The following is a 23860-nucleotide window of genomic DNA, read 5'->3' as shown; positions in this document are numbered from 1 at the left end:
CTACTGTTAACCCGATGCGGTCAAACAAACGCGTTAACAAGCCTCTCACCCTTCGTCAAAACCTGATGCCCTGGTTATGGATTACGCGGCCCTGGTTTAGACATCAAACTTCATGCGCAGCAGACGCGGATAGATAAACAGCGATTTTCCCAGGCCTTTATTCAATAGCTTCCATACCGCTATCGAACACAGTGAACAGAGCGCCACCATGCCAACCGGAAAGCCGACCGCCCAGAGTATCGAGAACAGCGCGGAATCAAACAGGTGATGATCCAGCGCGAACAGGATGGCCGTCATACCGAAATATTCAATAAAGATGCGGTGCAACACATAAATTTGCAGCGTATTTTTACCGACCCAGTTCATCCACGTCATGCGGAAGTGGTTGTTCAGGGTGCGGCAGAGCGCGATGCAGAACAGGATAGCTAACGTGCACAGGAACAGATTTTTCTGTAGGCCCAGCAGTAGATGCACCACGGACAGTAACGCTAATCCCAGCCACGGCAGCAGGTTATTTTTGTGCCATTCGCTAAGATGGATAACCTGCGCGCTCCAGAATGAACCCATAATGAAATAGATAAAATATTGTGAGAGGCTTTCCGGTCCCCATCCAGGGATGATTTTTTCCACTGCCAGATAATTCAACAGCACCGCGACAATAACCAGTGGCAGGCGCTGTTTGCGGAACAGTTTCGCAAACAGAAAGAACAATCCCAGCGCATAGAGATACCAGGAACTGCTCATTGCCAGCAGCATCAGTGATATAAATTCCTGCGGTGATTCAGCATACGAGGAATTAATATTACTGGAAATACGATGATGAGTGATCTCTGAAGAGATACCGTAAATAGAAAGCCACTGAATAACACCCCAAAGAATATAAAGATAAAAAAGATTAGTTACGCGACTGGTAAATACTTTTTTCCACGGTTTGTCATTAATTGCCCGCGCGGCCAGCATGCCGGATACAAAAAAGAAAGCTGGCATACGCAACGGCGACAGAACGGTATTAAACGCCACCCACAGGTGGGCCGGTAGGCCGCCTGCCGTGAGATGTTTCAGCGTGCCTTCAAATCCAGGCAACACCACATGATAGAGCACCACCAGTAGAATGCAGCCGCCTTTTAGGGTATTGATCCATTGAATTTCCTGACTTTTTTTATCGTTCATTGCTGTGATTCCCGCTAAGTTGACGGAAGTAAAAAGGCAGAATAGCCAGCCTGCATTATTAACGGGACGTGAATGAAATCGCTGTAGCTTTTATCTTAAAAAGAATAATCGGCCCTGACGCAAAGTAATCAGAGGGTCATTGAAACAATAAAAAAACGGGCAGCCCGCGAATGTGGCTGCCCGTTGGATAAATAGATTTAGGAGTAACCTGGCGTCGGTAAGGCCAGTTATTGGCTAAGGAATTTCTCCAGGAACTGACGCGTACGCGCCTGTTGAGGATGCGCAAACAGCTCTTTTGCCGGCCCCTGCTCCACAATGCGTCCCTGATCCATAAAAATAGCGCGATCGGCTACGTCACGCGCAAAGCTCATCTCATGCGTAACAATTACCATAGTGCGTTTCTCTTCCGCCAGCGAACGAATGGTACTGAGCACCTCGCCAACCAGTTCAGGATCCAGCGCCGAAGTAGGCTCATCAAACAGGATCACTTCAGGACGCATCGCCAGCGCACGGGCAATGGCTACGCGCTGCTGCTGTCCGCCAGAAAGGCGGCGCGGATAACTTTCCTCTTTACCGTGCAGTCCTACCTTCTCCAGCAGCACCCGGGCGCGCGCTATCGCCTCGGCTTTGGGTTCACCCTTAACGATGACCGGACCTTCAATAATATTTTCCAGTACCGAGCGATGCGGAAACAGGTTAAAGCTCTGGAATACAAAGCCCACCTGCTGGCGCAGCTGGCGTACGCGCTCTTTCTGTTTACTGACAGGCAGAGCGGCATTGATTTCAATATCGCCCACTTTAATGGTGCCGCCGTCGGGTATCTCCAGCAGATTAATGCTGCGCAACAGCGTGGTTTTTCCCGAGCCGCTGGGGCCGATGATTGCCACGACTTCACCGGAAGCGACCTCAAGATCGATACCATGCAGCACCGTCTGACCGTTAAACCGTTTTACCAGTTTGCTGACTTCAATGGCGCTCATTTGGCCTCCCGATCCTGACGGTTAACATAATCTTCCAGGCGGTTTTGCAGCGCCGACAGCACGGTCGCCATCACCCAGTAGATCAGCGATGCCGCCAGATACATGGTGAAAACCTCCAGCGTGCGTGAAGTGATCAGCTGCGCCTGGCGGAACAGCTCCGGCACCTGAATGGTGGCAGCCAGCGAGGTATCTTTCACCAGGCTGATAAAGCTGTTGCCCAACGGCGGTAACGCGGTACGTGCCGCCTGCGGCAGCACCACGCGACGCAGTGTTTGCCAGCGCGTCATGCCGATACTGGCCGCCGCTTCCCACTGACCGCGCTCAATGGCGGCAATCGCGCCACGCAGCGACTCAGAGGCGTAGGCTGCGGTATTTAACGACAGGCCAATCATCGCCGACGGGATAGGATCAAGCTCGATGCCAAACTGCGGCAGACCGTAATAGATCATAAACAGCTGAGCAATCAGCGGGGTGCCGCGAAAAATGGAAACATAAATGCGCGCCAGCCAGTTGATTGGCCAGAAGGATGAGAGCCGCATCAGCGCCAGGATAAAACCCAGCACCAGGCCAAAAAACATGCCGCCAATGCTGAGCTGCAGCGTGAACAGCGCGCCCTTTAATAAAAAAGGTGCTGAATCCAGCACCAGTTGGATACTCTCTTGCATTATTTAGTAACGTCCGCGCCGAACCATTTTTGTGAAATCTTATTCAGCGTGCCGTCTGTCTGCATGGTGGCAATCGCCTGGTTAATAGCGTTCAGCATATCTTCATTGCCTTTACGCAGCGCCACACCCGCTTCCTGACGTGAGAATGCAGGACCTGCTACCGCCATGGTATTACCGGTTTTCTTCACCAGGTCGAGCGCGGCCAGGCGGTCAACCAGAATGGCATCCACACGGCCAGAGCGCAGATCCTGATATTTAGTCGGGTCATCATCGTAGGTGCGAATATCAACATTTTTCACATTCTCACGCAGCCACTGCTCATAGTTGGTGCCAAGGCCGACGCCAACTTTTTTGTTCGCCAGATCCTGCGGGCTTTTAATGGTGCCTTCTTTATCTTTACGGGTCAGCGCCTGAATGCCGGAGACGGTATAAGGCGTGGAGAAATCATATTTTTTCTTACGTTCGTCGGAAATCGTGACCTGGTTAATCACCACATCGATGCGTTTGGAATCCAGCGATGCCAGCATGCCATCCCATTTGGTCGGCTTCAGGCTTGCCTTAACGCCAAGATGCTCAGCCAGCGCTTCGGCAAACTCCACTTCGAAGCCGGTCAGCTTGCCGTTTTCATCCTGAAAGCTAAACGGCGGATAGGTGCCTTCCAGACCCACCAGCAGGCTGCCGCGCTCTTTAACCTTGTTGAGCAGGTTTTCCGCCGCGAATGTTTTTACGTTAACACCCGCGACCAACGCCACGGCCATCACGCCCAGAACCAGTTGACGACGTACCTGAGAAAAAATCATATTTACCCCGTTTATTGTTGGATTGTGTGTAGAACGCTTTCGTTAAAAAGCAAAGCCGAATAGTTCGGCTTTTTTACGAAAAAGCAAAGATCATTAAACAGAATGATTGTATACCCTAAATAATTCAAGCTGCATCGCCACGGCAATCGCCTGGATCCCGATGCAGTTACACCAGTAAGGGATTTTCGTTTTCGCCATCAGACCAAAGGGTGATAAGCAAATAATGCCGGTGCGCCACCGGTATGCACAAACAGCAATGGTCCTTCACGCTGGAAGCGCTGCTGACTGATACCATCGATTAATCCTGCCATCGCTTTGCCGGTATAGACCGGATCAAGGAAGATGCCTTCCAGGCGTGCCAACAGCTTCACTGCTTCCATGCCCTCTTCGCTGGGCATGCCGTAGCGCGGACCAAAATAGTCATCCCAAAGCGTGATTGCCGCGCTGCTGTGCGTCTCCAGCAGGCTGGCAACCTGCTGCTGGAGGCCGGTAACCAGCGGCAGCTGATCGACAACTTTGCGTGACACCGTCACGCCAACCAGCTCCGTTTCCGGCAGCAGATGTTCTAATCCCAGCGCCAGACCCGCATGCGTGCCCGCACTGCCGGAGGCCACAACCACCGCAGCGAAATCCACAACATCTTCGCTTTGATGAGCGATCTCCTGCGCGCACTCCACATAACCCAGTGCGCCCAGCGCGTTAGAACCGCCAACCGGCACCACATAAGGACGAAAGCCCTGCGCTTCCAGACGAATGCGCAGCTCCTCCAGCTGTTGCGCGGGCGCATGCAGCGTATCCACCAGCTCTACTTCGCAGTCCATGAGATCAAGTAGCAGGCGGTTGCCGTTGCTGAGATAGTTTTCCGCCTGAGTTTGGATCGGGTTCTCCAGCAGGGCAAAACACTTCAGACCCAGCTTTGCCGCCACTGCGGCAGTTTGGCGTACGTGGTTTGACTGGATAGCCCCGGCGGTAATCAACACATCGGCCCCTTCGCGCAACGCATCCGCCGCCAGAAACTCCAGCTTGCGTAGCTTGTTTCCACCCAGCGCCAACGGCGTAATATCATCACGCTTGATAAAAATATCGCGGCCAAGGTAGTCGGAAAGACGTGGCAAATGCTCCAGCGGCGTTGGGGCGCCAACCAGTTCTAGACGGGGGAATTGGATCAGATTAGACAGGGACAAAGCAGCCTCCACGCACACAGAATAATGGCTACAGTGTTGCAGAAGATCTGTCGGGGATCTATGGTCAGTTCGTGTGATGAGGCGCAGACGCGCCTGGCTGCTGAAAAAGTCAGCGCGGCACGGATGAAAACCCATCCGTGCCGAACACTTAATTACGCTGCCATCCTAAAAACTGGTCATATTTTCGCAGGGCAATGCGGTAGTTATTGTTTCCGGCATCCGGTAAATCTTTTTCCAGACATTCGTGCCAGCTTCCGCCGCGTAATTTTTCTGCCGGGTAATTTTTCGCCGACAGCATGTCATCCAGACGACGCAGACGAACCACATACTCACGTATTGTGCTGTGGCTCATTTCCGTCTGTTCAAACAGGTATTGTTTAAACGCCATAATGTCAAAATAATTGGGGTGCGTATTGCAGTAAATATCGCTGCAAAACCGGCACAGAGCGGTCAGTTCGTTTTGTAATTTAAGCCAGACCTGATCGTCGATCGGCTGGTCCATCCGGGATATGGCTTCTTTATTGATGATCTGACCGCGAAAAACTAACGCCATCCTGTCGAGTACTTTTCCGCAGTGTGAACAATTACTTTGGCTGTGTTTAAAGTCTTTAAGATAACGGCTTAATGGCCTCGTTTTTAGTTTGGTTCCCATTGAGGAGACCCCCGGTTATATGTCTCGAAAGCGAGAGCTGACGCTGTCAGCGCGCTCCCGTTAACCGGGCGCGCAGGCGTTTGATCGCCTGACTGTGCAGCTGGCTGACGCGGGACTCTCCCACCTCCAACACCGCGCCAATCTCTTTCAGATTCAACTCTTCCTGGTAATACAGTGTCAGCACCATTTTTTCGCGCTCGGGCAATGCCTCGATCGCTTCAATGACGCGTTCACGCAGATTCCCTTCCATCAGCTGGTGAAGCGGATTGGCATCTTCATGTCCTTCCGTCACCAGTTCCGCACTATCGCCATGCTCTTCGCGATATTCGTCATAGGAAAAAAGCTGGCTGTTGTTGGTATCCAGCAGAATCTGTCGATACTCTTCCAGCGAAACATTTAACTGCCTGGCAACTTCCTGCTCGGATGCGGCACGCCCCAGTGTCTGTTCACACTGATGCATTGCAGACGCGACTTCGCGCGCGTTGCGTCTCACGCTGCGCGGCGCCCAGTCACGGCTACGTAGCTCATCCAACATGGCCCCACGTATGCGCTGTACGGCATAGGTGGTAAAGGCGGTACCCTGTAGCGCGTCATAGCGCTCCACGGCATTCAGCAGCCCGATACCTCCAGCCTGCAGCAAATCATCCAGCTCAACACTTGCGGGCAGCCGTACCTGCAGACGTAGCGCCTCATGGCGCACCAGCGGTACGTATCGCTGCCACAGCGAGTGTTTGTCCATCACGCCATCAGCGGTATAGAGATCGTTCACTTTGACTACCCTGCGTTAGTTACGTTATCGGCATGATTATCCGATTCTGTAGGGCGATCGATTGGGGGAATAGGGATAAAAAAGGCGGGTTATTTAGAAAATGTGTGTGACCACTACCGGTGCGATGCCGATGGGATCACACTTTTGTTAAAACAGGCGCACCGTTTTCTTTAGCCGTTCGCGGGTTGCCGGCGGCACACCTTGCCAAAGCGCGCAGACTTTGCCATCGATGTCATGATAAATGTCATGCAGGTTATCTTCACTTTGCAGTGCCGGACGAATATGCACCGTTCCCTGTTCACCATCGATAAATAATCGTCCGCTGATAAACAGACGCCGCAGGTCGCTGCGTAAAAACAGACCGTTATCAACGCTGCTATCGGCCAGCAGACCTTCGCTGTTTTCGCTGGCGTCTATATAACAGGCCTCAACCCATGGAGCAGAAGCGCTCTCTGAAAGCGTAGTGCCGGTAATCACGCAACCGCCGTAGCGCGCGTTGACCGCCGCGCTGAATTCCGCCTGGCTGGCGCGCTGCAGCACTTTAACTCTGACGCGGCGTCCGACCTGCTGGCCGGCAATCACCGCGGCAGGCGCAGGCAGCATCGGCGTTTCCAGCACCACGATAAATTGCAGCGTGCGCGCCTCATTAAAGCAAGGCTGCGCTTTGGGATCATAAAGCTGCCAATAGTCGTCATCGCCCTGCTGACGCATCAGCGTTAGCCGATAGCCGCGGCTGGCCAGCAGATTTTGCGCCGTTGCCCCGTTGGGATCGAGCATCGCATAGACCCGGCTCTCCCCCATGACTTTCCATAACGTCCCTGCGGCATCATTGCGCCTGAGATACAGAAAGGATTGCCCCTGATGCATATAGTGCTCAAAGCGGCGCAGATAATTTTTTCGATCGTTATCATCAGAAACAAACAGCAGATCTTCCAGCGGACTGTTTTCGGCCTGATGGGCAAATACCGCCCGAATAACCAGCTGACGCGGACTGGTGGATGGGCTTAATAAGCCACGAAAGGTCAGTGCCTTTTCCGTTGGATATTTTTGCCCGTAGCGCTGGCTGATCTCTTCAAAGGTCAGCTGTTCCCCAGGTAACAAGTCATAATTAAAGCGCATAACCACTCCCGAAAAAGAGTCACGGGTTAATCAGCGAAGAGACGCTGCTTTGCCGTTATTATCGGCAGCGGGTTACTTTTCTGTAACGCAGAGTTAAAATCTTTCCCGCCCGCAGGTTATCCGCAATAAAGCCCCTGCTTTCCCCTCTTATTTGCGCCATTACTCATCGGATCTCAGGCGTAATCTTTATCACATCCCCGGGGAAGGCTCCCTGCATCCTGTTATATCGAGACTCTGTATGAAAGGTATCGTACTCGCTGGCGGTACAGGCTCACGCCTGCATCCGGTCACCTGCGGCGTATCCAAGCAGTTGCTGCCTGTGTATGACAAGCCGATGATCTATTATCCGCTTTCCGTGCTGATGCTGGCGGGCATTCAGGAGATTCTGGTGATCACGACGCCAGAAGATCTCCCGGCTTTCCAGCGGCTGCTGGGCGACGGCAGCCGTTTCGGTATTCAGTTGCAGTTTGCCGTTCAGCCGAAACCTGAAGGGCTGGCACAGGCGTTTATTATCGGCGAGGACTTCCTTGCCGGTGAAGGTTGTGCGCTGGTACTGGGCGACAACATCTTCTTTGGGCAAAGCTTCGCCAAAAAGCTGGAAGAAGTGAGCGCACGTGACAGCGGCGCAACGGTTTTCGGCTATCAGGTGATGGATCCGGAGCGCTTTGGCGTGGTGGAATTTAATAAACAGTTTCAGGCGATCTCGCTGGAAGAGAAGCCGAGCCAGCCGAAGTCCAACTATGCGGTGACCGGCCTCTATTTTTATGACCGGCAGGTTTGCTCGATGGCGAAGCAGGTAAAACCATCCGCGCGCGGCGAACTGGAGATTACCACGCTTAACCAGATGTATCTGGAAGATGGCCTGCTGTCGGTAGAAGTGCTGGGGCGCGGTTTCGCCTGGCTTGATACTGGCACCCATGACAGCCTGCTGGAAGCATCGCATTTTATTCACACCATTGAAAAACGTCAGGGTTTCAAAGTCGCCTGCCTGGAAGAGATAGCCTGGCGTAAAGGCTGGCTAAGCGCCGGTCAGCTGCGCGAGCGGGCAAACTATCTCAACAAAACCCAGTACGGATCCTATCTGCATCAGTTGCTGGTGGAAGCATGAAGGTAATCAATACGCGTATTTGTGATGTAAAAATTATTCAGCCCGCCGTCTATGGCGATGCGCGCGGCTTCTTTCTGGAGACCTTCGAAAAAAAACGCTATCAGCAGCTGCTGGATATAAAGCTGGAGTTTGTGCAGGACAACTATTCCCGCTCTGGTAAAAACGTTTTGCGCGGCCTGCATTTTCAAAAAACGCAGCCGCAGGGCAAGCTGGTGCGCGTGGTACGTGGCGAAGTGTTTGACGTCGCCGTGGATATTCGCCCGGATTCACCCACCTTTGGCCAGTGGGAAGGCGTCATTCTTTCCGAAGAGAATAAGACGCAGCTCTGGATCCCACCCGGCCTGGCGCACGGTTTCCTGGTGCTCTCTGATATTGCGGATTTTGAATATAAATGTACCGATTACTACAACCCACAAGATGAAGCCTGTCTGCTGTGGAATGACCCCTGCATAAATATCGACTGGCCGGTGAAAGATCCGTTGCTGTCGGAAAAAGATAAAAAAGGTTTACCTCTTACGGAGTTGTTGCCATGCGCGTATTGTTAACCGGCGCTTACGGCCAGCTGGGCCGGAGCCTGCTGGACCGCTTTCCTGCCGACTGGATTTTACTGGCCTGCGGTTCAGCCGAGCTGGATATTACCAACCAGGCGGCAGTAGACCGCATTGTTCGTCGTTTTCAGCCCCAGGTGATTATGAATGCTGCTGCTTACACGGCGGTGGATAAGGCGGAGACCGATCGCATCCGCGCAATGAAAATCAATGCGATTGGCCCGGAAAATCTGGCACGCGCTGCGCGTGATAATGGCGCTCAGCTGATCCATATTTCTACCGATTACGTTTTTGACGGCACCAAAACCACGCCCTATGTTGAAAGCGACGTTCCCTGCCCGGTTAACTTTTACGGCTTAAGCAAATGGGAAGGCGAAAAGCGCGTGCAGGCGATACTGCCCCGCGCCATTATCGTTCGCACCTCATGGGTGTTTAGCGAACATGGCAACAACTTTGTTAAAACCATGCTGCGTCTGGCGCAAACTCAGCAAACGCTACGTGTCGTGAACGATCAGCGCGGCTGCCCAACCTACGCGGGCGATCTGGCGCAGGCGATGATCACGCTGGCTACCGATGCGAATGCAGCGGGAATTTATCACTACTGCGGCGATAAGGCGGTCAGCTGGTATGAGTTCGCACTGACTATATTCAACCTCTTCGGCCAGGAGTATCCTGCGCTGCGCTCGATTGAAGTCTGCCCGATATCCACGGCGGCCTTTAAACAACAGGCGTGCCGTCCGATCAACTCTGTGATGCAAAGCGAAAGAGCCGCGTCTCAGGCCTCCTGTTGGGATAAGGCGCTGGGCATGGTGATGTCAGCCTGAGCGGTAGAGTAACCGGAGGACTACACCGGGATCCCAGATTTGCTGGTTGGAGTTAAACCCAGCCGGCAGCTTTATTCCGTCAGGCCGCAGTTGACCCTCAGGAGATATATTCTGTGCAGCATTTGCCGGGCTGGGCAGGCTCATTGAACGTGATGATACCTTTTCCCGGCTCGCTGTACTCAGACAGAATGCCCGTGAGTTTGGCGGGCGTCAGAGGCTTCATGCACAGGAAAACGGATGATAACGGAAGCTGCACCGGGTGGCCTGTGATGTTTACCGGCGCTGAATATTTCGTCACGAAAACGTACACCAGTCTGATAAAGGCCCGGCATTCGCGTAAATCTTTCGGCTGCGGCAATGGCGTGGTTGCCGGTATACAGGAACTGCGTTGCGCCAAAAGCCATGGGTAGTACACAAAAAGCATGCCCCCACCCAGATCAATAATGAAACCATTGACCTGAGTACACTGGCTGTCGTCCTGAAACAGGAGTCACGAAAATATTGATGGTTCTGGCATAAAACCCTGCGGACACTTTCAGTGGGAAACCATGCCCCACAGGTAAAACAGGAGGTTATTCGTCTCTGCTGCCAACGCGCCTTGCTCAAATGACGTGTAAAAAACCATGGCAGAAGATCCGGGATAACCTCGCTTTTTTATCTATTAATTGTCTCTTTTATCCAGGTAGAGGAAGCGCAGGCTCTTTATGCAAAGAGAGTGTGTTCGTGCCCGGTTTTACAAATCCGAGGCAAAGCGGATAACCGCTATGTTCCTTATCCTCCTGAAAGGTTACCTGGCTAATGGCATCAAGCGATAGCTGCGGCCATTGCATCAGCGCCCGGGTAAACGAAGCGTGAGTACAGTTTTTATCAGACCGGCCAATCAGTAACGCACCTGAATGCCTGATATCGGCAAACTTGATATCTGCGTTATAAATATTAGGCTTAGCGCTGCTGCTCCAAGGGGTAATTGTCTTGGGTCTCGATGGCGCATAAAAAGTAAGCCAGTCGGCCAGATACTCTCCACCGACCAGGCGCAGAGGCGTACCATAACGTTCTTGCCATAGCTGTTCTACTTTTTGGCTGAATGGAATAATACCGCTCATTTTTCTTCCGGCATTACTCACATTAGTTGCCATGACAGTAACATACCCAAGCAGAACCAGTGCCGCTGTCCCCATTAAAATGGGACCCGCTCTTCTTACTGGTTGGACATTGGGATTAACCGCGCACCCGACCACCAGTGCAGGTGCCAGAATGAAAAACGGCTGTAGCCACTCTGTCAGTCGCCCCCCATGATGAAACAGGAACCACAAACAAATCGGCACCAGCGGTAATAACGCAACTAATAATAGAACTTTTTTATTGCTGTCAGCAGGCCAGCGGAGTTGAATTTGGCTTCGATGCAATATCCACCATAAGAACAGCAGCGGATAATAGACACTCAGCAGTTTTATGAATAACCCTGGGTTAAACTGACGCTTGATCTGTGAGTCCACCCAGTGGAAAGCCACAAAGTTATGCTCCCACAGCCAGAAAAGGTTTGGCACAATAATGGCAAGGCCAACAAGTAGCGCCAGATAAAATACAGGCTGGCGATAGCAAGCTCGAATTCCTGGCACAACCAACGTGGCAATAAAAACCGCGCCGACAAAGGCCAGAGTCGAATATTTAGCCATTGATGCCAAACCTGCAGCTACGGCAAATGCCAGCCACCACGCTGGATGGCGGGCGATAGCCAGAAAAAAGAACAGCAACATCCACGGCCAAAGCATAACCAGCAAATAATTATCGTTATAGCTAATAATGTCGAAGTTAATAATCCCGGATAGATTAAGCGTGAGTAAGGCAAGCCAGGCCAGACGTTCGCTGCCGCTCAGGTATTTTGCGAGAGACCAGCAACCTGTCATTCCGACAGCAATCGCTAAAAAATGCGTGATATACCAGTAAGCGCTCAGCGGAGTACCAGCAAACCACAGCGCCGGACGCCAAACCATACCAATCAGCCATGGATTTTTTGGCGATCCCCATTCTGCATTTTGTGCCCAATTCAGCGCTTCAACAGCGTCGTAAGGAACCGTGGGATCCAGAAAGATCGTTGCCAGACTCCACAAGAGAGCATATACACCCACCCACACTATTAAGAGCACGCGACTCATCTACTTTCCTTAAACACAACTTGATAAAGAGTGAAAAATCTTATCCTGAAGAATCCACGCTAAATTGCAGGTAAACAGAAAGTGATTTAATAGTTAAACAAAAGGCCAACATGTCGCTCCGTTACCCCAGCCCTTCAACTCTCGCTGCATAGTCTATGATTGTTCTGTGTATGCAGCCTGAGGCCAGGTTAACCGGACACCGTTTTATCTCCTCACTAAGCGGAACAGCCCTCTGATCGTTATCAGAAACGGGCCGCTCCGCTACGGCATCCTGATCGCGCTACAGGCTTAAGCGAATAGCTTGCATCACCGAACAAAATTACATGATGTCGTCCATGGGTCATTTCTGAGTGAAGCGAGGAAAATGAATGGAGTCCAAATCATTTCGTAAGAGTTGGGGCGCCGAATATGAGGCTGCCGATACAGTGCGTTTTCGTCTTTGGGCACCCGGCCAGCAGACGATAACCCTGAGAATCGACGGCCATGACCGCGAGATGAATGCAAGCGGCGACGGCTGGTTTGAACTGCAGGCTAATAATATTGCGCCCGGCACGGAATATAATTTTGTTCTTGCCGATGGCATGGTGGTGCCGGATCCGGCATCCCGCGCTCAGAAAGAGGATGTTAACGGTCCTTCTCTGGTTATTGATCCCACGCGTTATGTCTGGCAAAACAGCACCTGGCAGGGGCGTCCGTGGGAAGAGTCCGTGGTGTATGAGATGCATATCGGCACCTTTACGCCACAGGGTACATTCCAGGCTGCCATTGAGAAGCTGCCCCGGCTGGCCGAACTGGGTATTACCATGATTGAGGTGCTGCCCGTTTCGCAGTTTGGCGGCAACCGTGGCTGGGGCTATGACGGGGTGCTGCTTTACGCGCCGCATTCGGCATACGGCACGCCGGATGACTTCAAGGCCTTTATCGATGCCGCTCATGGTCATGGACTTTCAGTGGTGCTGGATATCGTTCTGAACCACTTTGGTCCCGAAGGCAACTATCTGCCGTTGCTGGCACCAGCATTCTTTCATAAAGAGCGGATGACGCCCTGGGGCGCGGGTATTGCGTATGACGTTGATGCCGCTCGTCGTTATATCGTTGAAGCGCCGCTCTACTGGCTGAAAGAGTTTAACCTTGACGGCCTGCGCTTCGATGCTATCGATCAAATTGAAGATAATTCTGAAAAGCATGCGCTGATTGAAATTGCCGAGCGTATTCGCACCGAAATCACCGGCCGCCCTATCCATCTCACGACCGAGGACAGCCGCAACGTTATTTTCCTGCATCCGCGCGAACAGGATGGCTCCGTGCCACTGTTTACCGGCGAATGGAATGATGACTTCCATAATGCGGTTCATGTTATGGCGACCGGTGAGACGCATGCCTACTACAAAGATTTCGCCGACGAGCCGGAAAAACGGGTGGCACGTATCCTCACGGAAGGTTTCGCTTATCAGGGCGAAGTCTCTGCGCAGTCGGGCCAGCCGCGCGGCGTTAGCAGCAGCAGCCAGCCGCCGGTTGCCTTTGTGGACTTTATTCAAAACCACGATCAGGTCGGCAACCGCGCTCAGGGCGAAAGGCTGATTGAGCTGGCTGGCGTTGAGCGCACTAAAGTGATGTTCGCCACGCTGCTGCTCTCGCCACATATTCCGCTGCTGTTTATGGGCGAAGAGTATGGCGAGACCAATCCATTCCTGTTTTTCACCGATTTCCATGGCGATCTTGCAAAAGCGGTGCGCGAAGGTCGCGCCAGAGAGTTTGAGGGCCACGCGGGCCATGAAGGTGAAAGCGTGCCCGATCCCAACGCCGAAACCACATTTGCAGCCTCGAAGCTGGACTGGCAGAAGCCGCAAAGCGAGCAAGGTAAAGCCTGGCTGGCGCTTACCCGTGAACTGTTAACGCTGCGCCAGCAGCATATCGTGCCGCTTTTGGCCAACGCGGGCGGCAATGCAGGCAAAGTGGTTAAAACAGCAGAGGGCATGGTTGCCGTAAGCTGGGCTTTCCCCGCAGGCACGTTGTCGCTGGCGTTTAATATTGGCGCAACCACGCAACCGCTGCCCGACCTGCCCGGCGAAACCCTGTTTGCCTGGCCGCAGGCGTCAGCGGAGCTGCCGCAGAATTCGATTATTGTCCGCCTTGCTCCAGGAGATACAGAGTGAAGATCCCGACCGCTACCTATCGTATTCAGTTTCGCAACGGCATGACGTTCGATCGTGCCGCTGGTCTGGTGCCCTATCTCAAGCGACTCGGCATCAGCCATCTGTATGCCTCGCCGATTTTTACCGCAACATCTGACTCCACTCACGGCTACGACGTGACTGACGCTAATGAGATCGATCCGGTACTGGGCGGGCGCGCAGGCTTTGACCGCATGGTTAAGGCGCTGCAGGAGGCCGGGCTGGGCCTGATCCTGGATATCGTGCCGAACCATATGGCCGCCTCGCTGGAAAATGCCTGGTGGCGCGATGTGATTGAGCACGGTAAAAACAGCCGCTACGCCCGCTATTTCGACATTGACTGGTCGCGTCGCCTGACGCTGCCTTTCCTGGGCGATAGCTTTGAAGCGGTACTGGAAAATGGCGAAATCAGCGTCAAAGCCGATCCGAAAACCGGTAAGCCGGCGCTGGCCTATTATGAAAGCTTTTACCCGCTGACGCCGGAAAGCTGGCAGGGCCGTGAAGAAGAGGTGCTGCGGCTTACCGATAAGGCGGAGATCGCTAAGCTGCATGAGCGTCAGCCCTGGCGGTTGATGTCGTGGCGCGATGCGCCGCGCGATCTCTCCTATCGACGCTTCTTCGAGATTACCGGGCTGGCAGGCGTTCGTGTTGAGGACCCGCTGGTGTTTGATGATTCGCACCGGCTGATCCTGGAGCTGGTGCATTGCGGCGCGGTTGATGGGCTGCGGGTGGATCATGTGGACGGGCTGGCCGATCCCAAAGCCTATCTTGAACGTCTGCGCCAGCAGGCCGGGCCGGAGTGCTATATCACCGTGGAAAAAATCCTTGGCAAAGATGAGCAGATCCCAGCGGACTGGCCCATCTCCGGCACCACCGGCTATGAATTTATCGAGTCGCTTTCCGATGTGCTGGTGGATGGTGAAAATATCCGTCTGCTGCGTAAAGCCTATGATGAGGTAACAGGCAAGCCGGTGAACATGGCCGCCGAGCTGCGCTCAGCCAAGCTGTTGATGACGGATCGCAATTTTTCCGGTGAATTTTCAACGCTGCTGCGTCTCTCCATGGAGATCGCCGGCATCGATAACGTGGCGCAGGAAGAACAGGCCGTGCGCGCCGCCCTGCGTGAGCTGCTGATCGCTTTCCCGGTTTACCGCACCTACGGCACCGCTGAAGGATTGCCGGCGGAAAGCAACGAGATGCTGCAACGGGTGGCGGAAAAGGTAAGGACCAGCGCCAGTGCGCCCGCGCCTGAAGCGCTCGATTTCCTGGTACACATTTTATGCGGCGAAGTGTCACAGCAAGCCAACGAGGTCGCAGCCCAGTTTCGCACCCGCTTCCAGCAGCTCACGGGCCCGCTGATGGCAAAATCGGTAGAAGATACGCTGTTTTTCCGTCAGAACATGGAGCTGGCGCTGAACGAAGTAGGCGCCGAGCCAATCCCGCGCGCTTTCTCGCTCGATCGTTTCCACAGCGAAATGCAAACGCGGCTTGAACGGCAGCCCGATGCGCTTTCCGGCACCTCCACCCATGACACCAAACGCGGCGAAGATGCCCGCGCCCGGCTCTATACGCTGACTGAAGCGCCAGAGCGCTGGGCCGAATGCGTTGCCCGCTGGCGGCAGATGAACCGTTCAAAAATCAGCGTGCTGGAAGATGGCCCGGCCCCGAAACCCGCCGTGGAATGGATGCTTTATCAGGCGCTGGCTGGCGTCTGGCCACCAACGCTGCATCCGCAAGATGAGGCAGGTCTGCAGGCGCTGGAAACGCGTTTCCTGGTTTTTGTTGAAAAGGCGCTGCGGGAAGCGAAGCTGCGCACCGACTGGGCCGACAGCAATGATGCCTATGAGAAAGCGGTGCTGGACTATGTTCGTCATCTGCTTTCACCGGCTAATCAGGCCTTCCTGCAGGACTTTACCGAGGCGCTACAGCCTTTTATTCAGGCTGGCCTGGTCAACAGTGTTACTCAAACCATTATCAAACTGACCGCACCGGGCGTGCCAGATATTTATCAGGGCAGCGAAGCGCTGAACTTCAGCCTGGTGGATCCCGATAACCGCCGCGAACCTGACTTTGCGGCACTTGACGCCATGCTGAACGGCCATGAAACGCCGGAGTCTGCGTCGGAAGAGAGCTGGTTAAGCGGTCGCTTAAAGCAGCATATCACTGCACGCCTGCTGCATCTTCGTCAACAGACCCCTGTGCTGTTTCGCCAGGGTGACTATCTGCCGCTTTCCGCCAGCGGTCTGCGGGCAGAGAACGTTATCGCCTTCGCCCGGATGGAAAACGATGATGCGTTGATTGTTATCGCACCGCGCCTGGTTTTCAGCAGCCTTGATGGCGGCCTGGCTCAGCCGCAACCGCAGCGCTGGCTGGAAACGGAAATTGCCCTACCCGAGCGCCTCGCTAACCGTCGTTATCGGGACATCCTGAGCGGAGAATTTGTCTCGCCAACCGACCGCTTAAGCCTGGAGACGGTGGCCTGCAGTTCGTCTCTCATACTGGTAAGCGCATGATTTTAAGTAAATAAAAACGTTATAAATTGCTGTTGTGCTTAAAAATTATCTTTCAATGGAGAGAGATGTATGTCAAACGATCAGCCTTTTGAAATCACGACGGGGCATAGCCACCAGCTTGGGGCTAATTTTGATGGCGAGGGCGTTAATTTCGCTATTTTCTCTGCGCATGCCGAACGCGTTGAGCTGTGCCTGTACGATCAAGATGGCAAAACAGAGATTGCCCGGCTGGAGCTGCCGGAGTATACCCATGAGATTTGGCATGGTTATGTCCCGGGCCTGAAGCCTGGCGCGCTGTATGGTTATCGGGTGTATGGCCCTTACGATCCCGAAAACGGTCACCGCTTTAATCCCAACAAGTTATTGATCGATCCCTACGCGCGCGAGCTGGTGGGCGATATCGAGTGGAATGAAGCGCATTTTGCTTACGATCTGCTGCACGAAGACAAGGATTTAACCTTTGACACGCGCGACAGCGGTCCTTTTACGCCGAAGTGCCGGGTCATCGATCCCAGTGAATTTGACTGGCAGGACACCAATCGCCCGACCATTGCCTGGCCCAATACGATAGTGTATGAAGCCCATGTAAAAGGTTTTACCCAGCTGAATCCCGCCCTGCCGCCTGAACTGCGCGGCAACTTTGAAGGGATGGGGCACAAAGTTTCAGTGGATTACATTAAAAGCCTGGGGATTACTTCCGTTGAGCTGCTGCCGATCCACTGGTTCCCGGACGATCAGCACTTGCTTGAGAAAGGCCTGAAAAATTTCTGGGGCTATAACTCCCTCGCCTTCTTTGCGCCTGCCTCACGCTATTACGGTCCAAAGGGCATTCAGGGGTTCCGCGATATGGTGCGAGCGTTCCACGATGCCGGTATCGAAGTGATCCTTGACGTGGTTTATAACCACACGGCGGAAGGGAATGAGCTCGGCCCTACGCTCTCTTTCAAAGGCATCGATAACTTTTCTTATTACCGCACCCTGCCCGACCAGCATCGCTATTACATCAACGACACCGGTACCGGTAATACGGTAAATACTTCGCATCCGCGCGTGCTGCAAATGGTAATGGATTCGCTGCGCTACTGGGCGGAAACCATGCATATTGACGGTTTCCGCTTCGATCTTGGCACCATTCTGGGACGCGAGCCGGAAGGCTTCGATCAGCGCGGCGGCTATTTCGATGCGGTTATGCAGGACCCGGTACTCTCGAAGCTGAAGCTGATCGGCGAACCCTGGGATATCGGCCCCGGCGGCTATCAGGTTGGTGGTTTCCCGCCCGGCTGGGCAGAGTGGAATGACAAATATCGCGATACGGTGCGCGAATACTGGAAAGGCGATAACGTCTCAACCGATTTCGCCGCCCGACTGCTTGGCTCCGGCGATCTTTACGATTTGCGAGGCCGCCGTCCCTGGGCCAGCGTCAACTTTATTACCGCCCATGACGGCTTTACGCTGAACGATTTGGTTTCATATAACGAAAAGCACAACGACGATAACGGCGAGGATAACAACGACGGCCATAACGATAACCGCTCTTATAATTACGGTGTCGAAGGGCCAACGGATGATGAGGGCATCAATGCGGTGCGCGAACGCCAGAAGCGTAACTTCCTTGCTACCCTGTTCTTTTCTCACGGCACGCCGATGCTGCTGGCAGGCGACGAGTTTGGCCGCAGCCAGATGGGTAACAATAACGGCTACTGTCAGGACAGCGAGATCTCCTGGGTTCACTGGGAAAATCTGCCGCCGAGCGCCGAAGCGCTACGTGAGTTTACCCGTCAGATTATTGCGTTGCGTAGCAAACAGCCGCTACTGCGTCGCGAAAGCTGGCGCGACGGTATGGAAATTAAATGGTTTAACGCCGGCGGCGGCTTCCAGCAGCCTGAGCAGTGGGACGAAGGATCGACGCTGGGCGTCTATCTGGGGCGCTCCGATCTGCAGCAGGAAGAAGGCATTTGGCACGATGTCCTGATTTTGCTCAACCCGTTTGAAGGTAATGTACCGTTCCGTATTCCCCAGTTTGGCGAAGGCGGTTGGGTGCTTGAACTCTCCACCTCCGATACCGATCGGCGCGGTCTGGTGATCACGCGCGAGAAGGACTTTGAGCTGGAAGGCCGTAGTATCGTGTTGTTCAGAAGGCCGTAAACCACCGCACCCTAAGCCGTTGGCATTTAACGCTTAGGGTGCGGTTTTTCTGTATACGCATATAAACCTTTTTCCTCTTCCGGCACGCCCTTTCTGGTCTGTCTCTGCCCTGATAACGTCCCCACGCAACTTTTTTCAACGCCCGGGCGCATTTCCTGCGAACCAGGGCGCTGTTGCGCACCTTTCCAGCGTCTCTAATTAAGGCATAAAAGCAGCTCTGTTTAGCGAATCAGAAACTGGCCTGTTGCTTACAATTTGCAATATGCCTTAAGTACCGCCGCTACGCCGCAGTGATAGCGACGCGTTAACCGGCTTTAATATAATTCGCTGCATATTCTTCAGGCCATGCATGATGACAACCAAAAAAAAGGCATTACTGCTTGATGCCGGGTTCGCGGCCCTGCCTGTTCTGGCCGCACTGACTGAACAGGATTACCAAACCGCCGTTTGCGGCAGTAAGCCGCAGGATCCCGGACATCAGTTCGCCGATCTCTCTTTCGATATCAACTACGCAGATCAGCAGCAGGTGCTGGAACTGGCAACGTCGCTCAAGATTGATGCGCTGTTGCCTGGCGTTACTGACGTCTCTTATTTAACCGGCTGCCAGGTTGCTCATCAGCTTGGGCTGCCAGGTTTTGATCATCCTGATACGGCTGAAATCATTTTTAAAAAAGGGGCGTTCCGCCACTGGGCGAATCAGCACGGTTATCCGGTGCCGCAGGCGGTAAGCCATCCCAACGCGGCCGATGCGCTGCCGCTGCCTTTGATGATTAAACCGGTTGATGCTTACAGCGGCCTTGGGATTACGTTGGTCGATAACCGGGACACTATTCTGCCAGCCTGGGAACAGGCTTGTGCCGCCTCGTCCGACGGCGAGGCGGTCATAGAAACCTGGATTGAAGGCAGCCTGCACAGCCATTCCGCCTTTATACGTAACGGCAAGATCGCCGCCGAATATTTCGTTGATGAGTTCTGTACCGTCTATCCCTGGCAGGTAAACAGCAGCTCGCTAAGCACTGCGTTGGATGAATCACTAAAAAACCAGGTGAGTGACTGTTTACAGGCCCTGGTCAACGACCTGCAACTGTGCGATGGCCTGCTGCATACGCAGTTTATTCGTGGCAGAAACGGGTTCTGGCTGATTGAGCTTACCCGTCGTTGTCCGGGCGATCTTTACAGCCGTCTGATTGAGCTTTCTACCGCGACGCCCTATGCACTCTGGTTCGCTCAGCCGTTTATCGGCCAGCAGTCAGATATTCATGATAAACGTCCGGCACATCAACGTTTAATCGCGCGTCATACCCTGTCAGTCAGCCGCCGTACTCCTTTTTCCTGTTTTAGCTTTGGGGCATTGCCGGCACGTATTGTCGCTACCGTTCCGTTGAAAAAACCGGGTGAAATGCTGGAATGCGCGCCCCGCGATCGGGCAGGCATTATTTTTGCGGAATTTGATCAGCTTACTGAACTGGCGGCCTGTACCCCTCAGTTAAAAACGTATTTCACCCTGGGTCAGGGTTAAGGCTGTAGAAGATGAAAAAAGCATTGAAGATTGGTTTTATCGGCGGCGGACTTAACTCTGCTATTGGCCTGACCCACAGTATTGCCTGTCAGATGGATGGCCATTTTAAACTGGCCGCTGGTTGTTTCAGCCGTGATGAGGCACAGAACCGTCAGACCGGACTCGCATGGGGGGTGGAACCGGCACGAATTTATGCCCAGCCGACCGATTTTCTGGCACAGGAAAAAGATCGGCTTGATGCGGTGGTGATCCTGACGCCCACGCCGGGACATCGCGATTTAATTAATGCCTGCCTGCAGGCGAAGCTGCCGGTTATCAGCGAAAAAGCCATGGTGGATAATTATCAGAGCGCGTTAGTGGTGCTGGCCTGCCAGCAGCATCAACAGGGCAAACTGTTTGTCACCTATAACTACAGCGGTTATCCCATGGTACGCGAGCTGCAAAAGCGCGTACAACGTGGCGATTTTGGGGTTATCCAGCAGGTCATGGTAGAGATGCCGCAGGAAGGCTTTGCCCGCCAGAATCGTGAAGGTCAGGTAGCGCAGCCGCAATCATGGCGACAGCACGATGGCGAGCTGCCGACGGTTTCGCTGGACCTGGGCGTTCACGTTCATCAACTGGTGGATTTTATTACCGGTGATAGCGCAGCCGATGTTTATGCGGTTCACAGCACCTTTGCCAGCATTCCGGACGTTGTTGATACGGTTCATATTATTTCTCGCTACCGCAGCGGCATGATTTGTAACTACTGGTATGGCAAAGCGGCGCTTGGCTATCGCAACGGCCTGCGTATTCGCATCATGGGCAGTAAAGGCAGCGCGGAATGGCTACAGATGGATCCGGAGTTTTTGCATTTAAGCGATATCAAAGGCAACCGGATGATTATCGATCGCACCGCAGCCGATAATATCGTCGCTGGTCAGGCACGCTATTGCCGTTTTAAAGCAGGTCATCCTGCCGGATTTATTGAAGCTTTCGCCAATTACTATGCGGATATTGCTGCCGCGCTGCGCGAAGAAGAGTGTGAATATGCTATTGATGCACAGGTAGCCACTGCCGGGCTGAAGTTCCTTGAAGCGGCCAGTTTAAGCGCCCGTACTCAGCAAAAAATCGCCTGTTGAATCTAACTTTACCCTGACGTTTTAAGGAACTATCCGATGCGCTTCCTGGATTTAATCGTTGAGCAGCGAAACCATTTTCTTACTACCACTACACGCATGCAGACCAATGGGCATCCCATTGTATTAATCGGCGCGGGGTGCCTGGCGCAAATGACCTGTAGCTTTATGCAGCGCGAGGCGCTGCGCATTGACCACATTGCGGTTAACCAACAATACTTAACCGCAGGCGCAACCTTTAATGAGTTTGAGCTGGAAGCTCTGGAGCACTTCATTCAGTCGGGCCAGCCCTGTAACTATATTATTGCGCTGCAGTTTGTCAGCGATGAATTTATTGCGCAGCTTTCTTCTCATGCAGCGGAAATATTGATCTACGATCCGTCGTTTATCGGCGTTAATACGGATAGCTTTATTACCAGAGAATATTGTCAACAGCATGAAAGCGAATTTGATGCGCTTTATCAGCAGCTGGCAGATGACAAGTCTCGTCAAACGCTGGTCGCTTTTCTTAATCAACGTATTTGCGCCGAGCCAAAATATTATCAAACGGTCTTCGATCCTGACCATTATTTCCCAACGGATATTATTTCCCTGGGGAGTGATGAAGTGTTTGTGGACTGTGGCGCCTATAACGGCGACAGCATTGCCGCTTTCCTCGCGGCCATTGAGAAGCGTTCCCTGCCGCAGCCGCATAAAATCTATGGTTTTGAACCTGACAGCGGTAACTTCGCCAAACTCAGCGCAGCCACAGCGTCGCTGGGCTATTGCCACTGCTATAACAAGGGCGTCTGGAGCAGCACCACGACGCTGCATTTTGATTCAGGCAGAGCGCTGAGTTCAAAGATTTCTGATGATGAAAGCATGGCGAGTATCGATCTCATCACGATAGATGAAGTGACGGCTGGCGAAAAAGTCACCTTTATCAAGATGGATATTGAAGGCGCAGAGCTGGAAGCGTTGAAAGGCGCCAGCAGCAGCATCCAAAGCCACCGCCCTGTGCTGGCGATCAGCGCTTACCATAAGCCGGAAGATCTGCTGACGCTTCCGCATTACATCCAGAGCCTGGTGCCTGAATACCGCTTTTATTTACGCGCCCATCATTCGCTGCACGCCTTTGAACTGGTGCTGTACGCTATTGCTGATTGAGTGGTTCCCCCGTTATGGGGGAGCTTTCCATAAAAAAGGCGGCCTGTGGCCGCCTTTTTTATCACTGTCGCCGTACCGTCAGGCAGCATTAACCTGACTGGCGCGTATGATAATGTCGATGATGGTGTTCTGCTCCGCAGCAGTAAGATTAGGATGCACCGGCAGGCAGAGAACCTGCTGCGCAATCTGGCTGGCAACCGGCAGATTCTCAGGCGCTGAGGAATCATAACCCTTATACATAGGAAAATCGGAAATCAGCGGATAGAAATAGCGACGCACATAAATCCCCTGCTCTTTAAACAGGTTGTACAGGCCATCACGGGTTAGCGGAAAATGTCCTGGCTTAACAAATATCGGGCAGTAAGCGTAATTCCAGTCGGTGTTTTCCGGCAGCGGTAGCAGGTTCAGCCCGTGTACATGTGCCAGCGCCTGCTGATAGTTTTCATAAATCTCTTTACGAATGGCAAACGCGCGATCGACATGTTTCAGCTGTAGCAGACCAAAGGCTGCCTGGATCTCATTCATTTTGCCATTAATACCCGGCGCCACTACCGTGGTCTCATCAGCAAAACCAAAATTTTTCAGATAATCGATGCGGCGTTTGATTTTTTCATTGGGGCAGATAATTGCACCGCCCTCAAAGGTATTAAACACCTTGGTGGCATGGAAACTGACGATCGACAAATCTCCCTGATTCAGGATGCTGACGCCGCCCTGTTTCACGGCAAAGCAGTGCGCCGCGTCATAAATGACTTTTAAGCCATAGTTATCCGCAATGCGCTGGATCTTATCGGTTTCACAAGGGATGCCATAGCAGTGCACCGGCAAAATAGCGGTAGTCGCAGGGGTGATCGCCGCTTCGATTTTAGCCGGATCGAGATTGCAGGAGATCGGTTCGATATCCACAAACACCGGCTTGATCCCGTTCCACAACAGGGAATGAGAGGTGGCGACGAAAGAGTATGGCGTGGTTATCACCTCACCGGTAATACGCAGCGCCTGCAGCGCGGTAACCAGCGCCAGCGTACCGTTAGCAAACAGACTAATATGCTGCACGCCCAGGTAATCAGCCAGCGCCTTTTCCAGCTCCTGATGATAGGGGCCGCCGTTAGTTAACTGTTTGCTCTGCCAGATGCTTTCAAGGTAAGGTAAAAATTCCTCAAGCGGCGGCATCAACGGACTGGTGACCAGTACATTGGGTAAAGGATTCTTTTCAGGGCTTTTCATTTATACACCTGCTTAATTCCGCTTCCAGTATCACGGCTACTGC

The 23860-nt window shown here is 53.2% G+C and carries 19 protein-coding genes; 9 read left to right on the top strand and 10 right to left on the bottom strand.

Features of this window, described 5'->3' with window-relative positions; translation table 11 throughout:
- Positions 1–96: 96 nt before the first annotated feature.
- The 8 genes from ACQE3Y_RS03480 to ACQE3Y_RS03445 form a co-directional block, all read right to left on the bottom strand.
- A complete protein-coding gene (locus ACQE3Y_RS03480; RefSeq protein WP_426980872.1) occupies positions 97–1170 on the bottom strand; it encodes an acyltransferase family protein in 1074 nt (357 codons plus the stop codon).
- Positions 1171–1397: 227 nt separating this feature from the next.
- Positions 1398–2150 carry an L-cystine ABC transporter ATP-binding protein TcyN gene (gene tcyN, locus ACQE3Y_RS03475; RefSeq protein WP_426980871.1) on the bottom strand — a complete coding sequence of 251 codons (753 nt, stop codon included), beginning with the start codon at positions 2148–2150 and terminating at the stop codon, positions 1398–1400.
- Positions 2147–2815, bottom strand: coding sequence for a cystine ABC transporter permease (gene tcyL, locus ACQE3Y_RS03470; RefSeq protein WP_426972188.1), 669 nt, complete (start codon positions 2813–2815; stop codon positions 2147–2149). Before tcyL ends, tcyN begins: the two co-directional genes overlap by 4 nt.
- Entirely contained in the window at positions 2815–3615 is an 801-nt protein-coding gene (gene tcyJ / locus ACQE3Y_RS03465; protein ID WP_250650195.1) for a cystine ABC transporter substrate-binding protein, read from the bottom strand. Before tcyJ ends, tcyL begins: the two co-directional genes overlap by 1 nt.
- Before the next feature lie 197 nt (positions 3616–3812).
- A complete protein-coding gene (locus ACQE3Y_RS03460; RefSeq protein ID WP_426972187.1) occupies positions 3813–4799 on the bottom strand; it encodes a D-cysteine desulfhydrase in 987 nt (328 codons plus the stop codon).
- A 148-nt stretch (positions 4800–4947) separates the two neighbouring features.
- A complete protein-coding gene (fliZ, locus tag ACQE3Y_RS03455) occupies positions 4948–5451 on the bottom strand; it encodes a flagella biosynthesis regulatory protein FliZ (RefSeq protein WP_085071397.1) in 504 nt (167 codons plus the stop codon).
- A 46-nt stretch (positions 5452–5497) separates the two neighbouring features.
- Positions 5498–6220, bottom strand: coding sequence for an RNA polymerase sigma factor FliA (locus ACQE3Y_RS03450; protein WP_085071396.1), 723 nt, complete (start codon positions 6218–6220; stop codon positions 5498–5500).
- A 147-nt stretch (positions 6221–6367) separates the two neighbouring features.
- Positions 6368–7339, bottom strand: a complete 972-nt coding sequence (locus ACQE3Y_RS03445; protein ID WP_426972185.1) for an HNH endonuclease signature motif containing protein — start codon at positions 7337–7339, stop codon at positions 6368–6370.
- Positions 7340–7577: 238 nt separating this feature from the next.
- Here ACQE3Y_RS03445 and rfbA point away from each other — a divergent pair, with 238 nt between their 5' ends.
- Genes rfbA through rfbD form a run of 3 tightly spaced genes read left to right on the top strand, consistent with a single transcriptional unit; the run spans position 7578 to position 9819 of the window.
- Complete coding sequence (gene rfbA, locus ACQE3Y_RS03440; protein WP_426972184.1) at positions 7578–8447, top strand: glucose-1-phosphate thymidylyltransferase RfbA; 870 nt, start codon at positions 7578–7580, stop codon at positions 8445–8447.
- Positions 8444–8992: a dTDP-4-dehydrorhamnose 3,5-epimerase gene (gene rfbC / locus ACQE3Y_RS03435; protein WP_085071393.1), complete on the top strand. Its 549-nt coding sequence runs from the start codon at positions 8444–8446 to the stop codon at positions 8990–8992. Before rfbA ends, rfbC begins: the two co-directional genes overlap by 4 nt.
- Entirely contained in the window at positions 8977–9819 is an 843-nt protein-coding gene (gene rfbD / locus ACQE3Y_RS03430) for a dTDP-4-dehydrorhamnose reductase (RefSeq protein WP_426972183.1), read from the top strand. The genes rfbC and rfbD overlap by 16 nt, the downstream gene beginning before the upstream one ends.
- A gap of 674 nt (positions 9820–10493) precedes the next feature.
- Here the strand turns inward: rfbD and ACQE3Y_RS03425 are convergent.
- Positions 10494–11975, bottom strand: coding sequence for a glycosyltransferase family 39 protein (locus tag ACQE3Y_RS03425; protein ID WP_426980870.1), 1482 nt, complete (start codon positions 11973–11975; stop codon positions 10494–10496).
- A gap of 368 nt (positions 11976–12343) precedes the next feature.
- Here ACQE3Y_RS03425 and treZ point away from each other — a divergent pair, with 368 nt between their 5' ends.
- The 6 genes from treZ to ACQE3Y_RS03395 all read left to right on the top strand — a co-directional run bounded on the left by treZ (position 12344) and on the right by ACQE3Y_RS03395 (position 22590).
- Entirely contained in the window at positions 12344–14131 is a 1788-nt protein-coding gene (gene treZ, locus ACQE3Y_RS03420; protein WP_426980869.1) for a malto-oligosyltrehalose trehalohydrolase, read from the top strand.
- Positions 14128–16662: a malto-oligosyltrehalose synthase gene (gene treY, locus ACQE3Y_RS03415; RefSeq protein WP_426980868.1), complete on the top strand. Its 2535-nt coding sequence runs from the start codon at positions 14128–14130 to the stop codon at positions 16660–16662. Before treZ ends, treY begins: the two co-directional genes overlap by 4 nt.
- 69 nt (positions 16663–16731) lie before the next feature.
- Positions 16732–18807: a glycogen debranching protein GlgX gene (glgX, locus tag ACQE3Y_RS03410; protein ID WP_426972176.1), complete on the top strand. Its 2076-nt coding sequence runs from the start codon at positions 16732–16734 to the stop codon at positions 18805–18807.
- Positions 18808–19156: 349 nt separating this feature from the next.
- A complete protein-coding gene (locus tag ACQE3Y_RS03405) occupies positions 19157–20326 on the top strand; it encodes an ATP-grasp domain-containing protein (RefSeq protein ID WP_426980866.1) in 1170 nt (389 codons plus the stop codon).
- 11 nt (positions 20327–20337) lie between these two features.
- Positions 20338–21447 (top strand): Gfo/Idh/MocA family protein, encoded by a 1110-nt coding sequence (locus ACQE3Y_RS03400; RefSeq protein WP_426972172.1) that lies wholly within the window; start codon positions 20338–20340, stop codon positions 21445–21447.
- A gap of 36 nt (positions 21448–21483) precedes the next feature.
- Positions 21484–22590 (top strand): FkbM family methyltransferase, encoded by a 1107-nt coding sequence (locus ACQE3Y_RS03395; RefSeq protein WP_426980865.1) that lies wholly within the window; start codon positions 21484–21486, stop codon positions 22588–22590.
- Positions 22591–22668: 78 nt separating this feature from the next.
- Here ACQE3Y_RS03395 and ACQE3Y_RS03390 read toward each other — a convergent pair whose 3' ends face one another.
- Positions 22669–23817, bottom strand: a complete 1149-nt coding sequence (locus ACQE3Y_RS03390) for a DegT/DnrJ/EryC1/StrS family aminotransferase (RefSeq protein WP_426980864.1) — start codon at positions 23815–23817, stop codon at positions 22669–22671.
- Positions 23818–23860 lie beyond the last annotated feature (43 nt).

The sequence above is a fragment of the Pantoea sp. FN0305 genome, assembly GCF_050113845.1.
Classification (GTDB): domain Bacteria; phylum Pseudomonadota; class Gammaproteobacteria; order Enterobacterales; family Enterobacteriaceae; genus Mixta; species Mixta alhagi.
Note: the sequence above shows the minus strand (reverse complement) of the source record. Positions and strands in the feature narration are given on the sequence as shown.